Consider the following 20,131-nt stretch of genomic DNA (forward strand, 5'->3'; position numbering starts at 1 on the left):
CGTCCTGCACATGCTATACCGCGCGGCGACCGGCGGGGCCGCCGCGAGCCGGTATCGACCCGGGCCGGCGAGCCGGCTGCAACCGACATGAAGCGATACATGCCCGCCATCACCTTGAGACAGTTCGCCACCGCCCTGACAATCCTTTTCCTGGCCGCGCTTTCCGCCTGCCAGTCGGCCGGCACGTCCGACGTGCTCGACATCGAGGGGGCGGCGAAGGCCATGGCCGTGGCGGTAACACCCGAGATCATCGGCGAGGGCGACGTGCAGATTGCGCTTGCCGCGCCGCTTTCCGGCGGGCAGGCCGGTATCGGAAAGGAAATCCGGCAGGGCGCCGAACTGGCACTGGCCGATCTCGGCGCGGGGAAGCTGTCGCTGGCAATCTACGACACGGCGGGCGAGGCCGGACGGGTGAAGGGCGCGGCGCAGGCGATCGCCGAGGCCGGCACGCCATTCGCGGCCGTGGCGGCAGACCCTTCGCTGCTCGGCGCCTTCGCTCCGCAGGGCACGCTGCCGCTGGCATTCGCCACCAACGAGATGGCGCGGCCCGGCGGCACGCTTGCCTTCCTGCCGTCGGCATCCGACAGTCTGGTCTATGGCGTGCGCACGGCGCTGGCGGCCAGGCAGGGCGAGGTGGTGCTTTTCGTGCCGGGCGAATGGCCCGGCTCGGTCGCACAGGCGCTGGCGCAACGCCTCGGCCGCCTTGCCACGGTGCACACGATTTCCTATCGCGCATCGCAGACTTCCGCGCAGATCGCCGAGCGTGCGCGCCCGCATCTCTCCAAGGCCGCAGTGATCGCTTTCGCAGGAAACGAGGCCAAGATCGCGCAGATCGTCAAGGCCCTTCCGCTGGCGCCTGGAATGCGTCCCGCGATCGTGGGCAACATGGACTGGACCGGCACGCTGGTGTCGGCGGAGTCGCTCAACGGAGCGCTCATGCCGGTGCCCGACAGCGGCGGCCGCGACCTCGTCGCCGGCCGCTACAAGGCGCGGTTCGGCACGGCGCCGACAGCGGACGCGCTCTATGCCTACGACTTCGTCGCGGTGGCGGCGGGAATCGTGCGTTCGCGCGGTGCCGAAGCGCTCAACCGGGCGACGCTCACGAATGATGCCGGCTTCCGCGGCGCGACCGGCGCGTTCCGTTTCCGCACCGACGGACGGGTGGAGCGACTCTATGCGGTCAAGGTGATCGACAACGGGAAGCTGAAGCCCTTGCAGGGACCTGCAGAAGGATTCTAGCCCGGTCCGGAACGAGGTGCCGGGAGGGCGCCCCGGGAACTTTGCATTTCGCGCATTGTGTGATCTGATTACGTTCGGGAATGCGCGCGCAATGCGCCAGGGGACATAGCGGTTGCGGCGATTGGATTGCCGGTGCCGGTGCAGGGGGGTGAATTGAAGCAGACAAACCCGGATTCCGTCGGGTGGACGCGGGCAAGCGCGGCCTTGCGCCATGTCCTTGTCGCCGGAGTTGTTGCCGCAGCGATACCGTCAGCCGGCACGGCGAAAGCCGCGTCGGGCCGGCTTCTCGAAAATATGCCGATGGTGCGCGCTTCCCTGACCGATCTGCTGGTGTCCGTCCCCTATGCGGATGCGATGGCCGACTGCGCATCACGCATTCTCGACACGCGCGTCATCGGTTGCGAACTGGTGCCGTCCACGCTCGCCATGCGGCATTCCTTCTGGATATGGCAGAGCGAGGACGGGTCGACCGTCAGCCGGATGCGTGCCGGAGGATACCGGATAAGGTCCGGGAACTGCCTCGGCAGCTTCTGCACGTGGGAAACCTGCCGCGTGACGGAATGGCCACGGCTCTCCTGCAGCGACGGCAGGACGCTGACCGCGAGCGTGCCCGAATCCTCCCGCTTCGTTCTGAGCGGAAACAGCTACGGACGCGTACGCTCGCTTCGGTGAAGCCGCCGGGCCTCAGCGGTGCCTGAAGTCGGGCTTCCGCTTCTCCACGAAGGCGGTCATGCCCTCCTTCTGGTCTTCGGTCGCGAAGAGGGGGTAGAAAACCCGGTGCTCGTAATGCAGGCCCTCCGACAGGGAAACCTCGAAGGAGCGGTTGACCGCTTCCTTGGCGGCGAAGACGGAGGGGCGCGAATAGCCCGCGATCGTTTCGGCGATCTTCATCACCTCGTCGAGCAGCGTGTCGGCGGGGAAGATGCGGGCGACCAGCTCGCAACGCTCGGCCTCTTCGGCATCCATCATCCGGCCGGTCAGGATCATGTCCATCGCCTTGGCCTTGCCGACCGCACGTGTCAGCCGCTGCGAGCCGCCCATGCCGGGAATGACACCGAGCCGGATCTCGGGCTGGCCGAACTTCGCCGTGTCCGATGCATAGATGGCGTCGCACATCATGGCCAGTTCGCAGCCTCCTCCCAGCGCGTAGCCGGAGACGGCGGCGAGTATCGGCGTGCGGCATGCGGAAATCGCACCGTAGCGACCGAAGAAGTCGCTCATCAGCATCTCTATGTAGCCCTTGTCGCGCATCTCCTTGATGTCGGCGCCCGCGGCGAAGGCCTTCTGCGAGCCGGTGATGACAATGCAGCCTATCTCTTGGTCCTCTGCGAGTTCCGCGACATGGGCGGACAGCGTTGTCAGAAGCTCCGTGTTCAGGGCGTTGAGCGCTTCGGGACGGTTCAGCGTCAGCAGCGCAACGCGGTCGCGCCTTTCCAGCAGGACGGTGTCGCTCATCGTTTATCCTTTCACTGCGCCGGACTTGAGGAATTCGATCATGCCGGAGAAATCCGTGCCGCCGTTCCCTGCGTCGACCATGGCCTGATACAATTGCGATGCATGCTGCCCGAGCGGCGTCGACGCACCGCTTTCACCGGCGGCCTGCTGCGACAGCAAGAGGTCCTTGAGCATCAGCGCTGCGGCGAAGCCCGGCTTGTAGCCATTGTCCGCGGGACTCTGCGGACCGACGCCGGGAACCGGGCAATAGGCGTTTACGGACCAGCAGGAACCGGACGAGGTGGAAACCACGTCGAACAGCGCCTGCTGCGACAGTCCGAGCTTCTCTGCCAGAGAGAAGGCCTCGCAGGCGCCGATCATCGAAATGCCCAGCAGCATGTTGTTGCAGATCTTGGCCGACTGGCCGGCGCCACCGTCGCCGCAATGAACGGCCTTCTGTCCCATGACCTCGAAAAGGGGACTGCCCTTCTCGAAGGCTTCGGCGCTGCCGCCGACCATGAAGGTCAGCGTGCCCGCCGCCGCTCCGCCGACACCGCCGGAGACCGGTGCGTCAAGGCACAGGATGCCCGCCTTGCCGGCAAGGTCATGCACCGCGCGGGCGGAGGCAACGTCGATGGTCGAGCAGTCGATCAGCAGGCTGCCCTCGTCCATGGAAGGGACGACCTCGGCGGCCACAGCCCTCGATATTTCCCCGTTCGGCAGCATGAGGATGACGATGTCGGCCCCGGTTGCCGCCTCGGCGTTGCTGCCGGCAATGGAAATGCCCTGGCCGGCGGCCGTCTTGCGCGCTGCCTCGACGGCGTCGAACCCGCTGACGTCATGGCCGGCCTTCTTCAGGTTGAGCGCCATCGGCGCGCCCATGTTTCCAAGGCCGATGAATCCGATCTTCGCCATTTTCCTCCCCTTTTCTTCCGTGTGTTTCCTATCGCGCCGCCCATTCCGCATCGCCGAGCGGGCCGAGCATCGATTCCACCATTTCCGGCGTGACATCCTCAAGCCGGTCGGGCTGCCATTGCGGGTTGCGGTCCTTGTCTATGACTGCTGCGCGCACACCCTCGAGGAAATCGTGACCCCCGAGTACGCGGTGCGAGAACCGATATTCCAGCGCGAGACACTCCTCGACCGACGAGAAGCCCTCGGCCCGACGCAGGGCCTCGAAGGTGGAAGCGACCGAAAGCGGCGCGGCGCGGCGCAGCGCCTTCAGCGTCGAGGCCGCCCAATCGCTGCCTTCCCCGGCCATCACTTGCAGCCGTCCGGCAATTGCGCGCGGATCGGGCTGGCCGAAGGCATCGTCGATCTCGGCGCGGGCGGCGGCAAGCGCACTTGCGGGCGGTTTCGTGGCAAATTCCGCGACGGCGGCGTCCGCCTCCCCGGTTTCGGCCAGTCTTGCGGCGAAGGCTTCCAGCCTGCCGCTCTCGATATAGCTGTCGGCGAAGCCCGCATATATCGCGTCGGCGGCGTCCATGCGGGTGCCGGTCATGCCGAGATAGTAGCCGATCCGGCCCGGCGCGCGGGAAAGGAGCCAGGTGCCGCCGACATCGGGCAGGAAGCCGATGCCGACCTCCGGCATCGCCAGAACCGTGCGTTCCGTGACAACCCGGTGCGAGCCGTGCGCGGAAACGCCGACCCCGCCGCCCATGGTGATGCCGTCCATGAGGGCAACATAGGGCTTGGGGTAGTTCGCTATTCCGGCATTCATCCGGTACTCCTCGGCCCAGAAGCGGCGTGCGGGCTCATAGTCGCCGGCCTTGCCGAGGGCGTGGATCTGCTGGATGTCGCCGCCGGCGCAGAAGGCCCTGTCGCCCGCGGCATCGATGACGACGAGCTTCACGGCGTCGTCGTCGCGCCATTCGAGCAGTGCCTTCTCTATGCCCAACGCCATGTCGTGGGTCAGGGCGTTGAGCGCGCGGGGGCGGTTGAGGCGCAGCCGGCCGGCGGCACCGTCGCGCCAAACGAGAAGATCGCCTTCGATCATCCCTTTGCCTCCTCGAGCAGCTGGCGCGCGATGATGACGCGCATGATCTCGTTGGATCCCTCGAGGATCTGGTGGACCCGCAAATCCCGCACGATCTTCTCGATGCCGTAATCGGCAAGGTAGCCGTAGCCGCCGTGGATCTGGAGCGCCTCGTTCGCGACACGGAAACCGGTGTCCGTGACGAAGCGCTTGGCCATGGCGCAGAACCGGGTGGCATCCGGCGCCTTGTTGTCGAGCTTCCAGGCGGCCTGGCGCAAAAACGTGCGCGCTGCCTGCAGTTCCGTTTCCATGTCGGCAAGCTTGAACTGCAGCGCCTGGAAATCGGCAAGCGTGCGGCCGAAGGCCCTGCGCTCGTGCATGTAGCGCGCCGCCTTGTCGAGTGCGCATTGCGCGGCTCCGAGCGAGCAGGCGGCGATGTTCAGGCGGCCGCCGTCAAGGCCCATCATGGCGTAGGCAAAGCCCTTGCCCTCTTCGCCGACGAGATTATCGGCCGGAACGGCGCAATCGTCGAACTGGACGATGGAAGTCGGCTGCGCCTTCCAGCCCATCTTCTTCTCGTTCGCGCCGAATGAAAGGCCCGGTGTGCCGTTCTCGACCAGGACCGTGGAAATTCCCCTCGGCCCTTCACCGCCGGTGCGCACCATGACGAGGTAGAGGTCGGAAACGCCACCTCCGGATATGAAGGCCTTCGATCCGTTGAGGACGTAGCCGGATTCCGTTTTCGCCGCGGTGGTGCGCAGGGCGGCGGCATCGGACCCCGAACCGGGTTCGGTGAGGCAGTAGGAGGCGATCGTCTCCATCGAGGTCAGTTTCGGAACCCAGCGGGCCCGCATCTCGGCGGAACCGAAACTGTCCACCATCCAGGCAACCATGTTGTGGATGGACAGGAAGGCGGCGACCGCGGGGCAGCCGTAGGACAATGCCTCGAAGATCAACGTGGCATCCAGTCGAGTCAGCGCGGAGCCGCCATGCTCCTCGCCGACATAGATGCCGGCCATGCCGAGCTCTGCCGTCTTGCGGATGACGTCGACCGGCAGGGTTCCGGTCTCGTCCCATTCGGCGGCACCGGGCGCGATATGCTCTTCCGCGAACGCCCGGGCCATGTCGAAGATGGCGCCCTGCTCCTCCTTCAGCGCGAAATCCATGACGTCTCCTAGTCCATCGTGGGGATTACGAAATCGGCACCTTGCCGGATGCCAGAGGGCCAGCGCGAGGTGATCGTCTTCGTCTTGGTATAGAAGCGGACCGAATCCGGGCCATGCTGGTTGAGATCGCCGAAGGCCGACCGTTTCCAGCCACCGAAAGTGTAGTAGGCGAGCGGGACCGGGATCGGCACATTCACGCCGACCATGCCGACCTGGACGCGCGAGGCGAAGTCACGGGCCGTGTCGCCGTCGCGGGTGAAGATGGCGACGCCGTTGCCGTATTCGTGGCTGGTCGGCAGATCGAGGGCTTCCTCATAGTCTTTCGCGCGCACGACCGAGAGGACCGGACCGAAGATCTCCTCCTTGTAGATGCGCATGTCCTTCGTGACGTGGTCGAACAGGCACCCGCCGACATAGAAGCCGTCCTCGTAGCCCTGCAGCTTGAAGTCGCGGCCGTCGACAGCGAGCGTGGCGCCCTCCTCGATGCCGAGATCGATGTAGGAACGAACCCGTTCCATGGCCTGTTTCGTGACAAGCGGGCCGTAATCGGCTGTCGGATCGGTGGACGGTCCAACCTTCAGGCTTTCGACGCGCGGAATCAGCTTTTCCATCAGCTTGTCCGCGGTTTTCTCGCCGACCGGAACGGCGACCGATATCGCCATGCAGCGTTCGCCCGCAGAACCGTAGCCGGCGCCGATCAGTGCATCGACTGCCTGATCCATGTCGGCATCGGGCATGATGATCATGTGGTTCTTGGCTCCGCCGAAGCACTGCACGCGCTTGCCGTTGGAGCAGCCGCGTCCATAGATGTATTCCGCAATCGGGGTGGATCCGACAAAGCCGATGGCCTGAATGTCCGGATGATCGAGGATCGCGTCGACCGCTTCCTTGTCGCCGTTGACGACATTGAAAATGCCTTCCGGAAGGCCGGCTTCGATAAAGAGTTCGGCGAGGCGCATCGGTACGCCGGGGTCTCGCTCGGAAGGTTTCAGGATGAATGCGTTGCCGCAGGCGATTGCCGGGGCGGCCTTCCAGAGCGGGATCATTGCCGGGAAGTTGAACGGGGTGATGCCGGCGACGACTCCGAGAGGCTGGCGGACCGAGTGCAGATCGATGCCCGGGCCGGCACCCTCGGTGAATTCCCCCTTCAGAAGATGCGGAATGCCAAGCGCGAATTCCACGACCTCGAGGCCGCGCTGGATATCTCCCTTGGCGTCGGGAATCGTCTTGCCGTGCTCCTTCGCCAGCAGTTCGGCCAGCGAGTCATACTCGCGGTGGACAAGTTCGAGGAACTTCATCAGTACGCGGGCGCGCCGCTGCGGATTGACCGCGGCCCAGGCCGGCTGGGCAGCCTTGGCGTTCTCGATCGCCGCTGCGACCTCGTCCTTGCCGGCAAGCGAAACCCTAGCCTGGATAGCGCCTGTCATGGGAAGGAATACGTCGGCCTCGCGGCCGCTGGTTCCGGCGACGGTCTTGCCGCCGATGAAATGACCGTAGGTATGCATGATTTCCTCCTGAGTTCGCCGCACGATAACGCCCCGGACGGGGTGGCGTAAATTGGCTTAAATGGGCTATCCGTTGTGCGAAAATGCACAATGATGTGATGACCGTGACATGAATTGGGACGACTATCGCTATTTTCTGGCGGTCGCGCGTAGTGGCAGCCTGAGCAGGGCGGGCCAGCAGCTGGGCGTCGACCATGCCACGGTATCGCGGCGCATCAAGGCGCTGGAGGAAGCGCTGGGCATCAAGTTGTTTCATCGCAGCCCCGGTGGATACTCGCTGACGCGTGACGGCGAAGCGCTGGTCGGCATGGCCGAGCGGATGGAAAGCGCGGCCGTGCAGGCCGAAGGGGCGTTTTCGGGAAGCGGGCGCGAAAGCCTTTCCGGACCAGTGCGGATCGGGGTGCCGGAGGGTGTTGCGGCCTATATTGTCGTAGAAGCGGCACAAGCGCTTTGCGAACGCTATCCAAAGCTTGAAATCCAGATGATCGCGTTGCCGCAGCGCTTTTCCCTGGCCAAGCGTGAGGCCGACTTCGCGATCTCCGTGTCGCGACCGCAATCGGGAAGGGTAAAGATACAGAAGATAGCCGACTATGACCTGCATCTATACGGGGCGAAAAGCTATCTAGCCGGGCACCCAACCGTGCGGCAGCTTTCCGACCTGCGACGGCTGCGGGGAATCGGGTACGTGCCGGACATGATTTTCGACAAGGAGTTGGACTACATTCCGTTGATCGATCCTGGCTTCCGGCCGCATCTGACGAGCACGTCGGTGCATGTGCAACTCGAAGCGGTGCTGAACGGGGCGGGCGTCGCCATCGTGCACGACTTCATGGCGGAACGGCATCCGGATCTCGTTCGGGTATTGCCGGAGGAAATATCGTTCACCCGAACCTTCTGGTCGGTCGTGCACGAGGATTATGCGGAAGTGGAGCGTATCAGGGTCTGCGTCAACGAGATCGTCGAACACATGCGCAAGCGGCTGCGAAACAGACCGGGACAGGCGGTTACGTCCATTTGACGTTGGCGACGAATATGTATCCGGCACCATAGACGGTCTTGATGATCTTGGGATTTTGCGGATCTTCTCCGAATTTGGTGCGCAGGCGCGAGATACGCACGTCGATCGAGCGATCGAAATGCCCGTCCGGATCGGTCGCTATCCTGTCCATGATCTGGGCGCGCGTGAACAGTCGGTTTGGTGCGCTGAGAAACACTTTCAGGACATCCATTTCGGCCTGGCTAAGCGGGATGGTGCGGTTGTCCGCAGCCTGAAGCGTGTAGCTTGAGAGGTCGACTGTCCAGCCATCGAAACGTGCTTTCGTCTTGTCGTTCGTCTGGGTGGCTGTCGGCGCGTTGCGGCGTGCGCGGCGCAAGACGGAGCGAATGCGGGCCACGATCTCTGCCGGCTCGAAGGGCTTGGCGATATAGTCGTCAGCACCCATCTCGAGGCCAACGATCTTGTCGGTCAGGCCGCGCCGGCCGGAAATGATGATCGTGCCAATCTCGGGGCAGGAATCGAGCCTTTTCACGAGATCGAGACCATTTTCCCCCGGAAGGCCGAGATCGACAAGGCAGATCTCCGGCCTGGTCTCGGCGAGCGACGCCTCGAATTCGGCAGCGGAGAAGAAATGCCGGGTGCGGAAACCGGAGTCGGACAGGATGGCGATCAGAATCTCACCGATTTCGGCGTCGTCCTCGATTATGGCGACAAGGGGCTGTTCACGTGACATTCGATGAGTCCTCTTGTCTCAATCCCGCGACGAAATTGGCGAATGCCTTGCGCGTAAACGGCTTTCGGAGGACCGGAAAGGTGTCCTTGGCGGCCTTCACGGCGGGATCGGCGGGGGGCAGCCCGGAAACGAGCAGGATCGGCAGCGCCGGATGTGCGGCGCGCAATGCACCGGCGAGTTCGAGTCCGTTCATTTTGCCCGGCATGACGATGTCCGATATCACCATGCGTATATCGTGCACCTGGTCGACCAGCCTTTTCGCCTCTTCGCCGGAACCCGCTTCCATGACCGAATAGCCGAGTTCTGCCACATGATCGCGCAGAAGCGTGCGCATTTCGGGGTCGTCATCGACCACAAGCACAAGCACACCATCCGCCGGCGGAACGTGCGGCATTGACGCCGCCGGCCCGTTCTCCTCGACTGGCGTCGCCTCAAATCCGTCGACGGGCACAAGCAAGCGCACCTCGGCACCGCCTTCGCTGCCGTTGCCGATGAGCAGCTTCCCGCCCGACCGGTCGGCGAAATTGCGCACCATCGAAAGGCCCAGCCCGCTTCCCTTGCCCTGCGGCTTGGTCGTGAAGAACGGCTCGTGGCCATGGCGCAGTGCTTCATCGCTGAAACCCGGCCCCGTATCGCGCACCCTTACCTGTATGTGACGGTCGGCGGCATCCAGGACTTCAAGGTCAATGGTGATCGTGCCGCCGCCATGCGCGCTCTCAACGGCGTCGCGCGCGTTGAACAGGATGTTGAGAACGGCATCCTGAAAGGCACCTTCGTCGAGGCACGCCTCGATCTTCCGGTCCGGCACATCGAGGACAACCTCGATGCTGTCGCTGGTCGAGGCGCGGAACAGGCGCACGAGTTCGCGCAGGATGGCGCTGACATTCGTGCTTTTCGCATCAAGGCGCTGGCGGAACAGGAAAGTCATGAGATTGTCGATTATGCGCGTGCCGCGGCGCGCGGCGCGCTCTGTCGAGCGGATCAACTCCTGCCGCCGGGTGTCGTCGATGTCCGCCTTGCCGATACGCGCCAGATTGACCAGCACGATCGTCAGGATGTTCGAGAAATCGTGGGCAAGGCCGCTTGTCAGCTGCGCGGTGGTTTCCATCCGCTTGGTGCGGACGAGCAGTTCGGTCGCGGCCTTCTCCTCCGTGCGGTCGATCGAGAGGACGAAGGTTCCCGGCACGTTTTCGTCCTCGTCGAATTCCGGCGTGAAGGTCGAACGGATGGAACGGACCTCGCCGTCGGAACCCTCGATCTCGTATTCGGCGACCGCGGTCCTGCCTGCCAGCGCCCGGTCGATTGCGGGCTTTACCCGGGCAAAAATGTTCGGCGGAAAGAAGTCCGTTACCGGCTTTCCGATCAAGGCATCGCGGTCCAACCCCATCACGTCGCGAAAGCGGTTGTTGGTAAAGCGGTAGACATAGCTCCGGTCGAGATAGGCGATATGAGCGGGCATGGCACTGGTGATGGTGCGCATGCGCGCTTCCGACGCTTCCAGCGCGTTCTTGGTCTCCTGCAGGGCGCGGTTGGCGGCCGCGAGCTGGCGGTTCGTTTCCGCGAGCTTGCCCGAATGCTGGAGCAGGCGGTCGGAAAGCAGGTCGCTTCGCGCCTTGAGGATGCCCTCCTGGCGGCGTGTCTCGGTTATGTCCGAATAAACCGTCACCCAGCCGCCCTGGGCAAGCGGATGCCCTTCGACCGAAATCATCCGGCCGTTCGGGCGCGTGCGCTCGAAGTAATGCGGCTGGAAGGCGCGGGCACGCTCAACGCGGACCCGTGTCAATTCCTCGGGATCGCCAGGACCGTATTCGCCACGTTTGGCGAGGAACAGGTTGATCTCGCGGAACGGGGCACCGTGATAGACGATCTCCTCGGGCAGCTCGAACATGTCGATGAAGCGCCGGTTCCACAGAACCAGTTCCATGTCCGCATTGAAAATGGACAGGCCCTGCTGAATGAGGTTCAGGCCGCTTTCGACAAGCGCCTGATTCTCCGGTCTCAGCAGATCTGCGGTGCTGGTGCGTTTCATCGCGCAATACCCTGTCCCGCGCCCGACACAGAATCAAGCACGTGCATCCGGCCATCGGCGCCGTGAAACATTTCGCAACATTCCTGAAATCATCGCGCAAAGATCGACCCGTATGCAGAGGATGGGAGATGGCGCCGGCACAAGGCGCCAGGAATCGGGAGGAAGTTCCACATGTTGCTCGATGTGGAGAACGTGTCGTTGTCCTTCGGGGGCATCCAGGCGCTCAAGGACGTGTCCTTCTCGGTCAAGGAAGCCGAGCTTTTCTCAATCATCGGACCGAATGGAGCCGGCAAGACGTCGATGCTCAACTGCATTTCGGGGCGATATATGCCGGATTCGGGCGATATCCGGTTCAAGGGGCGCAGCCTGAAGGGCCTGAAGGCCAATCACAGGCCGGATATCGGGATTGGCCGCACCTTCCAGAACCTGGCGCTGTTCGATCACATGACCGTGCTGGAAAACATCCTGGTGGGCCGGCATCACCTGATGAAGAACAACTTCCTCACAGGGATGCTCTACTGGATCGGTGGCGCCCAGCGGGAGGAACTCGAACATCGCCGCGCGGTCGAGGACATCATCGACTTCCTGGAGATCCAGCATATCCGCAACGCGGTGGCCGGCACGCTCTCCTACGGCCTGCGCAAGCGCGTGGAGCTGGCACGCGCGGTGGCCTTGCGACCGCATCTCGTTCTCCTCGACGAACCGATGGCCGGCATGAACATGGAAGAGAAGGAGGACATGGCCCGCTACATCGTCGATCTCAACGAGGAGTGGGGAATGACGGTGGTGATGATCGAACATGACATGGGTGTCGTCATGGACATCTCGCATCGCGTGATGGTGCTCGACTTCGGCGCGAAGGTTGTCGACGGCCTGCCGGAGGAAGTCATGGAGAACGAGCATGTGAAGCAGGCCTATCTCGGCGCGGATCTGGGCGAGGCTGCATGATGGCGGGACGGAGCGTTACAAAGGCCGACAGGCATCTCGACACCTTGCCGAAACTGCTTGCCCACAACGCGCGTGAGTTCCCGGACGAAACTGCGCTTCGCGAAAAGACTTTCGGCATCTGGGTCAGCCAGACGTGGTCGCAATACCAGGACAACGTCCGACGCATCGCGCTCGGCCTTACGTCTCTCGGTTTCAGGAAAGGCGACACCGTCGGCATAATTGGTGACAACAGGCCCGACTGGGTGGCCGCAGAGATCGCCACCCATGCCTGTGGCGGCATATCTCTCGGGCTCTACCGTGACCTGATGGAGAGCGAACTCGGCTATCTCGTCAACTATGCCGAATCGCGCTTCGTCTTCGCCGAGGACGAAGAGCAGGTCGACAAGTTCCTGACCCTCGACGACGAGATTCCGTCCGTCGAGTGGATCATCTACGAAGATCCGCGCGGCATGCGCAAATATGACGATCCGCGGCTCATGTCGCTGGAAGAGCTGCGCAAGAGAGGCGACGAGCTACATGCTGCCGATCCGCGCTTGTACGAGCGGATGGCGGACGAAACGGACGGTGACGCGCTCGCGATCCTTTGCACCACGTCAGGGACGACTTCGCATCCGAAGCTGGCTATGATCAGCGGCCGGCGTCTCATCAATCACTGTCACAACTACCTTTCCGTCGATCCGAAAGGACCGGATGACGAATACGTATCGGTTCTGCAGCTGCCCTGGATCATGGAACAGCTCTACGTGTTCGGCTTCGCGCTCATATCGCGCATGAAGGTCAATTTCGTCGAGGACCAGGAAACAACGATGTCCGACATGCGCGAGATCGGGCCGACCTTCCTGCTGCTTGCGCCACGGGTGTGGGAGCAGATAGCCGCCGATGTGCGCGCGCGCATGATGGACTCCTCGTGGATCAAGCGGAAACTCTACGACTTCTTCATGAAGATCGGACTTGCCGCCTTCGAGAAGGGGCGCGTCTCGCGGCTGGCGACCTTCTTCCTCTACAACGCGCTGAAGGACCGCATCGGCCTGTCCAAGGTCCGGTCAGCGGCAACCGGCGGGGCCGCGCTCGGCCCGGACACGTTCAAGTTCTTCCTCGCGATGGGCGTTCCGCTGCGCCAGCTCTATGGCCAGACCGAGACGCTGGGGGCTTACACCATCCATGAGCCCCGTGACGTCAATTTCGACACTGTCGGCGTGGCGTTCAACGAGGAAATCGAGATCAGGGTGGACAAGCCGGACCCGCAGGGTGTGGGCGAGATCGTCACGCGGCACGCCAACATGTTCATGGGCTACTACAAGAACGAGGAGGCGACAAAGGGAGACCTGCGCGACGGCTGGATGCACTCGGGCGACGCGGGCTATTTCGACGCGAACGGCCACCTCGTCGTCATCGACCGCATCAGCGATCTCGCCGAGATGAGCGGCAACCGGCGCTACTCGCCGCAATTCATCGAGAACAAGCTGAAATTCTCGCCATTCATCGCGGAGGCCGTCATCCTCGGCAACAAGCGGGACTATCTCGCCGCGATGATCTGCGTCCGGTACTCGATCGTTTCCAAGTGGGCGGAGAAGAACCGCATCTCCTTCACGACCTATACCGATCTTTCCTCGCGCAAGGAGGTCTACGACCTCATCTACAGCGAGGTGGAAAAGATCAACGACACGCTGCCGGAGGCGCAGCGTATCCGCAAGTTCGTCCTGCTCTACAAGGAACTGGATCCCGACGACGGGGAACTGACGCGCACCCGCAAGGTGCGGCGCGGCGTGATCGCCGAGAAGTACGGCGAGATCATCGACACGATCTACTCCGACCAGGATCACGTCGACATCGACACGACGATCACGTTCCAGGACGGAACCAAACAGCGAATCCAGACAACGATCGCGGTGCGCAAGGTCGGCGACGTGCCGGAGTCGCGGGCGCTGACGGCAGCCGAATAGGAGAATGCGATGAACTGGGCCCTTCTCTCGCAACTCGTCGTAAACGGCCTCATCGTCGGCATGCTCTACGGCGTGGTCGCGATGTGCTTCGTGCTGATCTACAAGTCGACGCAGGTGGTGAACTTCGCGCAGGGCGAGTTCCTCGTCCTCGGCGGGTGGGTCTGCCTGTGGTTCGTCACCGACATGCAGATGCCGTTCGTTCTGGCGTTCCTGTTCACGCTGGTCTTCATGACGCTGTTCGGCATCCTGCTGCAGGTCGTGATACTCCGGCCGCTGATCGGCGAGCCGATCATCAGCGTGATCATGGTCACGATCGGGCTGTCGATCTTCCTGCAAGCGCTTATGAACTGGATCTTCGGGAACTCCGCAGAGCGGTTCCCGCCCGTCTTCGAGACCGAGAGCATCGCGATCTTCGGCCTGAATGTCGAGACCGCCTACATAATGAGCCTCGCTATGTCGGTCGTCATCATGGGGGCGTTCTACGCGTTTTTCCGGTTCTCCAAGTGCGGCCTGGCGATGCGGGCCACAGCCTTCGACCAGCAGGTCGCACAGAGCCTCGGCATCTCGGTCAAGCAGGTCTTCGCGATGGCGTGGGCGATCTCGGCGGTCGTGTCGGGCATCGCCGGCATTGTGATCGGCCTGGTCAACTCGGTTTCCTCGTCGCTCGCGATCATCGGCATCAAGGTGTTCCCGGCGGTGATCCTCGGCGGTCTCGACTCGATCATCGGAGGCGTTGTCGGTGGCATCATCATCGGGGTGCTGGAAAACCTCGCCGAGTTCATCGACGGCCAGTTCCTGAACTGGGGCAACCTGTTCACGATCGCTCCCTTCTACGTGCTGATCGTCATCCTGATGATCAAGCCCTACGGGCTGTTCGGCACCAAAGACATCGAGAGGATCTGAAGTCATGGCGACGACTTCCCTGCGTCCCTGCGGCGATTTCCGCACCACCTACAAGGCCGACCAGTACCTGCTTCAGACCAAGTGGATCGGCATCTGGACGTTCATCGCAATTGGCGTCCTGCTGCTCGGTCCGCTCGTACTCGACGGCTACATAATCAGCCTGCTGATCCTGATCGGGATCTATGGCATCGCGGCACTCGGTCTGAACATCCTGGTCGGGATGACCGGGCAGATCAGCCTCGGCCATGCGGCCTTCTTCGGCTTTGGCGCGTTCTCGTCGGCGTGGCTGAACTCGACCACCGGCATCCCGGCCATACTCACGATTCCGCTTGCCGGATTCATGACAACGGCGATCGGCATGATCTTCGGCATCCCGGCCGCGCGCATCAAGGGACTGTACCTGGCGATCGCAACTCTTGCTTCCCAGTTCATCCTGCAGGATTTCTTTGCCCGCGCGGACTGGTTTTCCGGCGGATCGTCGGGGTCGCTTGCCGATACCGTGAGCCTTTTCGGCTTCGCCTTCGACAGCGACGAGCGCTACTACTACCTCGTCCTGTTCTGGACCATCCTGTCGCTGGTCGCGGTGGCCAACATGAAGCGCAGCCGGGACGGTCGGGCGCTTGTGGCGGTGCGAGATCACTATCTTTCCGCCGAGATCATGGGCATCAACCTGACGAAGTACCGCATCCTGGCCTTTGGGGTTTCCTCCTTCTTCGCCGGGCTCGGTGGCGCACTGTTCGGTCACTATCTCGGATATGTCTCCGCGGAAGGCTTCACCATCCTGCTGTCGATCCAGTTCCTGGCGATGATCATCATCGGCGGGCTCGGATCGGTGATGGGCACCATGCTGGGCGCCGCTTTCATCGTGCTGCTGCCGCAGGTAATGGAGGCGCTGACGAGCGGCATGTTCGCGATGTTCCCGGAAACGCTGGCCACGTTCTCGTCCGGCCAGGCCTACATCAAGGAGATGTCGGTGGGTGCTGCCATCATCCTGTTCCTGATCTTCGAACCCGAGGGGCTTGCCCACCGGGTGAAACTCATTCGTCAGTCGTGGAAGCTCTATCCCTTCAGCTACTGACGATTTCTACCCGCACCGGAGGAGGGGCGGGAAACAACCGGCGGTACATGATGCGCCGCCACGTATCCGGGAGGATTGAGATGAGAAGATTGTTATCAACCGCAGTTGCCGTTGCGCTGGCTTCCGGCCTGTCCCCGGCGGCGCTTGCCGACAGCGTGTTCGTCGGCCACCTCGTGGACTACACGGGCCCGACCGGCTTCGTCGGAAAGACCTACGGTCCGGGCGTCAAGGACGCCATCGACTACGTCAATGCGCATGGCGGCATCGACGGGACGATGATCGAGCTGGAACAGGTCGACTACGCCTACAAGGTGCCCGAGGCCATCGCGACCTACAAGCGATGGACATCGCGCAACAACATGGTCGCCATGCAGGGCTGGGGCACGGCCGATACGGAGGCGCTGATCACCTTTGTCGCCAAGGACAAGATCCCGGTCTGGTCCGCATCCTATTCGGGTCATCTGACGGATCCGACCGGCAAGAATCCGAACACGGAGAAGCCTGCGCCCTACAATTTCTTCTACGGGCCCAGCTACTCCGACGGCTGCCGCGCCATGGTGCAATGGGCTGCCGACGACGCCAAGGAAAAAGGGATAGAGAAACCCAAGTTCCTGCATACGGGTGACAATCATCCCTATCCCAACGCGCCGAAACAGGCCTGTGCGGAATATGCCGAGGAGCTCGGCTTCGAGGTGTTGCCGCCGGTCGTGGTGCCGATGGCCCCGGGCGACTTCAAGGCGCAGTGCCTGTCGATCAAGGACAGCGGCGCCAACTATGCCTTCATAGGCAATCTCGGCGGATCGGTGGTGTCGCTCCTCGCATCATGCGGCACGGTCGGAACGGACGTGACCTACATGGCCAATATCTGGGGTGGCGACTACAAGACCATCGAGGCCTCGAACGCGCAGAACTACATCTTCCCGTCGGCCTCGCCGTTCTGGGGTGCGGAAGCGCCCGGCATGGAACTGGTCAGGAAGATCTACGAGGAGGGATCCTCGGACAAGTCGGAGAAACCGACCCATCACTACATCCGCGGCATCTGCTCGGCCTTCTACATGGTGGAAGCCATGAAATGGGCGAAGGCCAATGGCGGCATCACCGGCGAGAACATCAAGCAGGGCATGTACGCCACGGCCGACTGGGTTCCCGAGGGACTCGAGGGGGTATGCGTGCCCTCGACCTGGACGGCCGAAGACCATCGCGGCACGACGATCGTGTCGGTGAATCGCGGTTCCGCAGTCGACGGAAAGGCACAGATCGAACAGATCGCCACGGTCGAGTTGCCGCGGCGCGACGACTGGATTGGCTACTGATCGTTGACACCTGCCTCCGCCCTCGGGCGGAGGCATCCACCAAACCGAAGGCCAGGGACAATGTTGCAGGCAGCGCCAGATACAGACAAGAGACCGGACGACAACTCCGACATCCTCCTGTCGGTCAACAATATCGAGGTCGTCTACAATGAATACGTGCTCGTGCTGCGCGGCCTGAGCCTCGACGTGGAACGCGGCTCGATCACCGCGCTTCTTGGCGCGAACGGAGCCGGCAAGTCGACGACGCTGAAGGCAATCAGCGGTTTGCTGAAATCCGAGGACGGCGAGATCACGCGCGGTTCGATCACGTTCGACGGCCGGACGATCAGTCACCAGGATCCCGAGAGAACGGTGCGCGAGGGCATTTTCCAGGTCATGGAAGGCCGCCGGATCATCCAGGACATGACCGTTCTCGAGAACCTGAAGCTCGGTGCGTTCACGCGCAGCGACAAGGGCATCAAGGACGACATCGATCTGGTCTACTCGTATTTTCCCCGGCTCAGGGAACGCAAGGGCCTGGCCGGGTATCTCTCCGGCGGCGAGCAGCAGATGCTGGCCATCGGGCGGGCAATGATGGCGCGACCGAAACTGATCCTCATGGACGAGCCGTCGATGGGGCTTTCGCCGCTGCTGGTCAAGGAAGTGTTCGGCATCATCAAGAAACTAAACGAGGATTTCGGCGTGACCATCCTCCTGGTCGAGCAGAATGCGGCGATGGCGCTGAACTGCGCCAAGCATGGCTACATCATGGAAAACGGGAAGATCGTTCTCGACGGCACGGCCGAAGAGCTGCGCGAGAACGAGGACATCAAGGAATTCTACCTCGGCGGCGGCGGAGAGCGGAAAAGCTTCAAGAACATCAAATCCTTCAAGCGTCGCAAGCGGTGGCTGTAATGAGCAATGCGATCCAGAAATCGAAATCCGGCGGCGATGCGGGTATCTCCGCACCGGATCCGCGCGAGACACGCCCCGTCGCCGAGCGGCAGGCGGAGCAGTTTTCCCGCCTGCGGGAAGTGCTCGTTGCCGCAATGGAAGGCCCCTACTATGCCAAGGCATTCGCGGGCGTGGACCCGACGAGCATCGGGGGGCCGGCCGATCTCGAACAGCTGCCGATCCTGCGCAAGAACGACCTGATCGACATCCAGGCCGCACGGCCGCCGTTCGGCGGGATCATGGCGGAGGCGAGCCGGTCCGACTACCTGTTCGTCTCGCCGGGACCGATCCACGAGCCGGGATTTCTGACAGCCGATTTCTGGCGGGTAGGCAGGGCGATGCGGGCCGTCGGTTTCGAGCCGGGGGACATCATCCACAATACCTTCTCCTACCACCTGACGCCGGGTGCGTGGATTCTCGATTCCGGGGCCCGGGAGATCGGCTGTTCGGTCATTCCGGCGGGCAACGGCCCGATAGAACAGCAGTTGCTGGCGATCGCCCAGTACGGCGCGAACGCCTATTGCGGCACGCCGGACTTTCTCAAGGTGCTCGTGGAGGCTTACCAGAAATCCGATCGCGGCAGGATACCGTTCACAAAGGCACTGGTCACCGGGGGCGCGCTGACGTCGGGCCTGCGCGCCTTTTTCAATGCTTCCGGCATCCGGGCGCTGCAATGCTATGCGACCGCGGAACTCGGCCTGATTGCATATGAAACGCGTCCGACCGGACACATGATCGTCGACGAGGACATCATCGTGGAAATCGTTGACCCGGAAACCGGCAAGGCGATGCCATTCGGAGAAGTCGGCGAGGTTGTGGTCACGACGCTTCGCAGCGATTATCCGCTGATACGTTTCGGGACGGGGGACCTTTCGGCCTTTGTCGAGGAAGAGCAGGTGGACGGGCGTACCGGAGCGGTTCTGCGCGGCTGGCTCGGCCGGTCCGACGAGGCGGCGAAGGTGCGCGGCATGTTCGTGCGACCAAGCCAGATCAACGCATTGACGACACAGATCGAAGGGCTGTCGCGGGCGCGGCTGGTAATAGATCGCTCGAACGAGAAGGACGATATCATGCTGTTCTGCGAGTTCGAGCCCGATTTCATCCTCGGTGACGGGGCAGCGATGCAGGAACAGCTGGCACAGGCATTCCGCGATCTCTGCCATTTGAGAACGAACATCTCGATCGTGCCGCCTGGCACCGTGCCGGATGACGGCAAGGTGATCGTGGATCTTCGCTAGAGATTGTCTAACGGCCAGAAGTTGACCGGCATTGGCGGAAATAGTAATTAAACGAACGTTCTTTTAATTAATGAGGCCGGACGTGGCGCGAACCGCAGGCTCCAACGGCGAAGTGACGGCGCAGGCAATCCGCGAAACCAGCCTGGCGCTTTTTGCGCGCGAGGGCTATGCGGCTGTTTCAATGCGCCAGATCGCCGACCGTGTCGGAGTCCAGGCCAGTTCCCTCTACCGCTATCATGCCAACAAGCAGCAGTTGCTGGTCGACATCATGCGCGATCACATGGTGCAGTTGCTGGAGGCGTGGGAGGCGGAGGACAGGCCCGAGGGCGATCCTGTCGCCGCGCTGGAACATTTCGCGCGGTTCCACATCCGCTACCACATCAAGCGGCCGGACGAGGTCTTCATCTCCTACATGGAACTGCGCTCGCTGGAAGAGCCGGGGCTGCGGGAAATCAGCCGGCTCAGGGGGCGCTACGAGACCATACTCAAGGACATTCTCAGGCGCGGCATGGACGACGGCGTCTTCGACATCGCCGACCCGCATGTCGCGGCGATGGCGATCCTCGCCATGATCACCGGCGTGAACACCTGGTACCGTTCGGGCGGGCGGCTGTCGCAGGCGAGAATCGAGGATATCTACGTATCAATGGTACTGGGCAGCGTGGGCTGCCGGAGCGAGGGAGTAGTCCATGTTTGA

Annotated in this window: 18 protein-coding genes; 11 read left to right on the top strand and 7 right to left on the bottom strand. The window is 62.8% G+C overall.

Annotation, left to right across the window (positions count from 1 at the left end):
* Positions 1-99 precede the first annotated feature (99 nt).
* Entirely contained in the window at positions 100-1,239 is a 1,140-nt protein-coding gene (locus HTY61_RS00160) for a type 1 periplasmic-binding domain-containing protein (protein ID WP_175274884.1), read from the top strand.
* A gap of 153 nt (positions 1,240-1,392) precedes the next feature.
* The gene (locus tag HTY61_RS00165) at positions 1,393-1,911 is read left to right on the top strand and encodes a hypothetical protein (RefSeq protein WP_175274885.1); all 519 of its coding nucleotides are present in this window, start codon (positions 1,393-1,395) and stop codon (positions 1,909-1,911) included.
* A 12-nt stretch (positions 1,912-1,923) separates the two neighbouring features.
* On the opposite strand, the gene HTY61_RS00170 is transcribed toward HTY61_RS00165, so the two are convergent.
* Genes HTY61_RS00170 through HTY61_RS00190 form a run of 5 tightly spaced genes read right to left on the bottom strand, consistent with a single transcriptional unit; the run spans position 1,924 to position 7,319 of the window.
* Positions 1,924-2,694, bottom strand: a complete 771-nt coding sequence (locus tag HTY61_RS00170) for an enoyl-CoA hydratase (RefSeq protein WP_175274886.1) — start codon at positions 2,692-2,694, stop codon at positions 1,924-1,926.
* Between the two features lie 3 nt (positions 2,695-2,697).
* Positions 2,698-3,639 carry a 3-hydroxyisobutyrate dehydrogenase gene (gene mmsB, locus HTY61_RS00175; RefSeq protein WP_246272866.1) on the bottom strand — a complete coding sequence of 314 codons (942 nt, stop codon included), beginning with the start codon at positions 3,637-3,639 and terminating at the stop codon, positions 2,698-2,700.
* The gene (locus tag HTY61_RS00180; protein ID WP_175274888.1) at positions 3,617-4,669 is read right to left on the bottom strand and encodes an enoyl-CoA hydratase/isomerase family protein; all 1,053 of its coding nucleotides are present in this window, start codon (positions 4,667-4,669) and stop codon (positions 3,617-3,619) included. Before HTY61_RS00180 ends, mmsB begins: the two co-directional genes overlap by 23 nt.
* Positions 4,666-5,814 (bottom strand): acyl-CoA dehydrogenase family protein, encoded by a 1,149-nt coding sequence (locus HTY61_RS00185; protein ID WP_175274889.1) that lies wholly within the window; start codon positions 5,812-5,814, stop codon positions 4,666-4,668. Before HTY61_RS00185 ends, HTY61_RS00180 begins: the two co-directional genes overlap by 4 nt.
* 8 nt (positions 5,815-5,822) lie before the next feature.
* Complete coding sequence (locus HTY61_RS00190) at positions 5,823-7,319, bottom strand: CoA-acylating methylmalonate-semialdehyde dehydrogenase (RefSeq protein WP_175274890.1); 1,497 nt, start codon at positions 7,317-7,319, stop codon at positions 5,823-5,825.
* A gap of 109 nt (positions 7,320-7,428) precedes the next feature.
* On the opposite strand from HTY61_RS00190, the gene HTY61_RS00195 reads away from it, so the two are divergent.
* Positions 7,429-8,337: a LysR family transcriptional regulator gene (locus tag HTY61_RS00195; RefSeq protein ID WP_175274891.1), complete on the top strand. Its 909-nt coding sequence runs from the start codon at positions 7,429-7,431 to the stop codon at positions 8,335-8,337.
* On the opposite strand, the gene HTY61_RS00200 is transcribed toward HTY61_RS00195, so the two are convergent.
* Positions 8,324-9,049 carry a response regulator transcription factor gene (locus tag HTY61_RS00200; RefSeq protein ID WP_175274892.1) on the bottom strand — a complete coding sequence of 242 codons (726 nt, stop codon included), beginning with the start codon at positions 9,047-9,049 and terminating at the stop codon, positions 8,324-8,326. The genes HTY61_RS00195 and HTY61_RS00200 overlap by 14 nt on opposite strands.
* On the bottom strand, positions 9,039-11,078 hold the full coding sequence (locus HTY61_RS00205; protein WP_175274893.1) for a PAS-domain containing protein: 2,040 nt from the start codon (positions 11,076-11,078) through the stop codon (positions 9,039-9,041). The genes HTY61_RS00200 and HTY61_RS00205 overlap by 11 nt, the downstream gene beginning before the upstream one ends.
* A gap of 171 nt (positions 11,079-11,249) precedes the next feature.
* Here HTY61_RS00205 and HTY61_RS00210 point away from each other — a divergent pair, with 171 nt between their 5' ends.
* From HTY61_RS00210 to HTY61_RS00245, 8 genes are all read left to right on the top strand, one after another.
* Positions 11,250-12,026, top strand: a complete 777-nt coding sequence (locus tag HTY61_RS00210) for an ABC transporter ATP-binding protein (protein ID WP_175274894.1) — start codon at positions 11,250-11,252, stop codon at positions 12,024-12,026.
* The gene (locus HTY61_RS00215; RefSeq protein WP_175274895.1) at positions 12,023-13,969 is read left to right on the top strand and encodes a long-chain fatty acid--CoA ligase; all 1,947 of its coding nucleotides are present in this window, start codon (positions 12,023-12,025) and stop codon (positions 13,967-13,969) included. Before HTY61_RS00210 ends, HTY61_RS00215 begins: the two co-directional genes overlap by 4 nt.
* Positions 13,970-13,978: 9 nt before the next feature.
* A complete protein-coding gene (locus HTY61_RS00220) occupies positions 13,979-14,872 on the top strand; it encodes a branched-chain amino acid ABC transporter permease (RefSeq protein WP_175274896.1) in 894 nt (297 codons plus the stop codon).
* Between the two features lie 4 nt (positions 14,873-14,876).
* Positions 14,877-15,950 carry a branched-chain amino acid ABC transporter permease gene (locus HTY61_RS00225; RefSeq protein WP_175274897.1) on the top strand — a complete coding sequence of 358 codons (1,074 nt, stop codon included), beginning with the start codon at positions 14,877-14,879 and terminating at the stop codon, positions 15,948-15,950.
* 80 nt (positions 15,951-16,030) lie between these two features.
* Positions 16,031-17,263 (top strand): ABC transporter substrate-binding protein, encoded by a 1,233-nt coding sequence (locus HTY61_RS00230; RefSeq protein WP_175274898.1) that lies wholly within the window; start codon positions 16,031-16,033, stop codon positions 17,261-17,263.
* A gap of 60 nt (positions 17,264-17,323) precedes the next feature.
* Positions 17,324-18,157, top strand: coding sequence for an ABC transporter ATP-binding protein (locus HTY61_RS00235; RefSeq protein WP_175274899.1), 834 nt, complete (start codon positions 17,324-17,326; stop codon positions 18,155-18,157).
* The gene (locus tag HTY61_RS00240; RefSeq protein ID WP_175274900.1) at positions 18,157-19,434 is read left to right on the top strand and encodes a phenylacetate--CoA ligase family protein; all 1,278 of its coding nucleotides are present in this window, start codon (positions 18,157-18,159) and stop codon (positions 19,432-19,434) included. The genes HTY61_RS00235 and HTY61_RS00240 overlap by 1 nt, the downstream gene beginning before the upstream one ends.
* Positions 19,435-19,516: 82 nt before the next feature.
* Positions 19,517-20,131 (top strand): TetR/AcrR family transcriptional regulator, encoded by a 615-nt coding sequence (locus tag HTY61_RS00245; RefSeq protein WP_175274901.1) that lies wholly within the window; start codon positions 19,517-19,519, stop codon positions 20,129-20,131.

This window comes from Oricola thermophila (assembly GCF_013358405.1).
Taxonomy (GTDB): domain Bacteria; phylum Pseudomonadota; class Alphaproteobacteria; order Rhizobiales; family Rhizobiaceae; genus Oricola; species Oricola thermophila.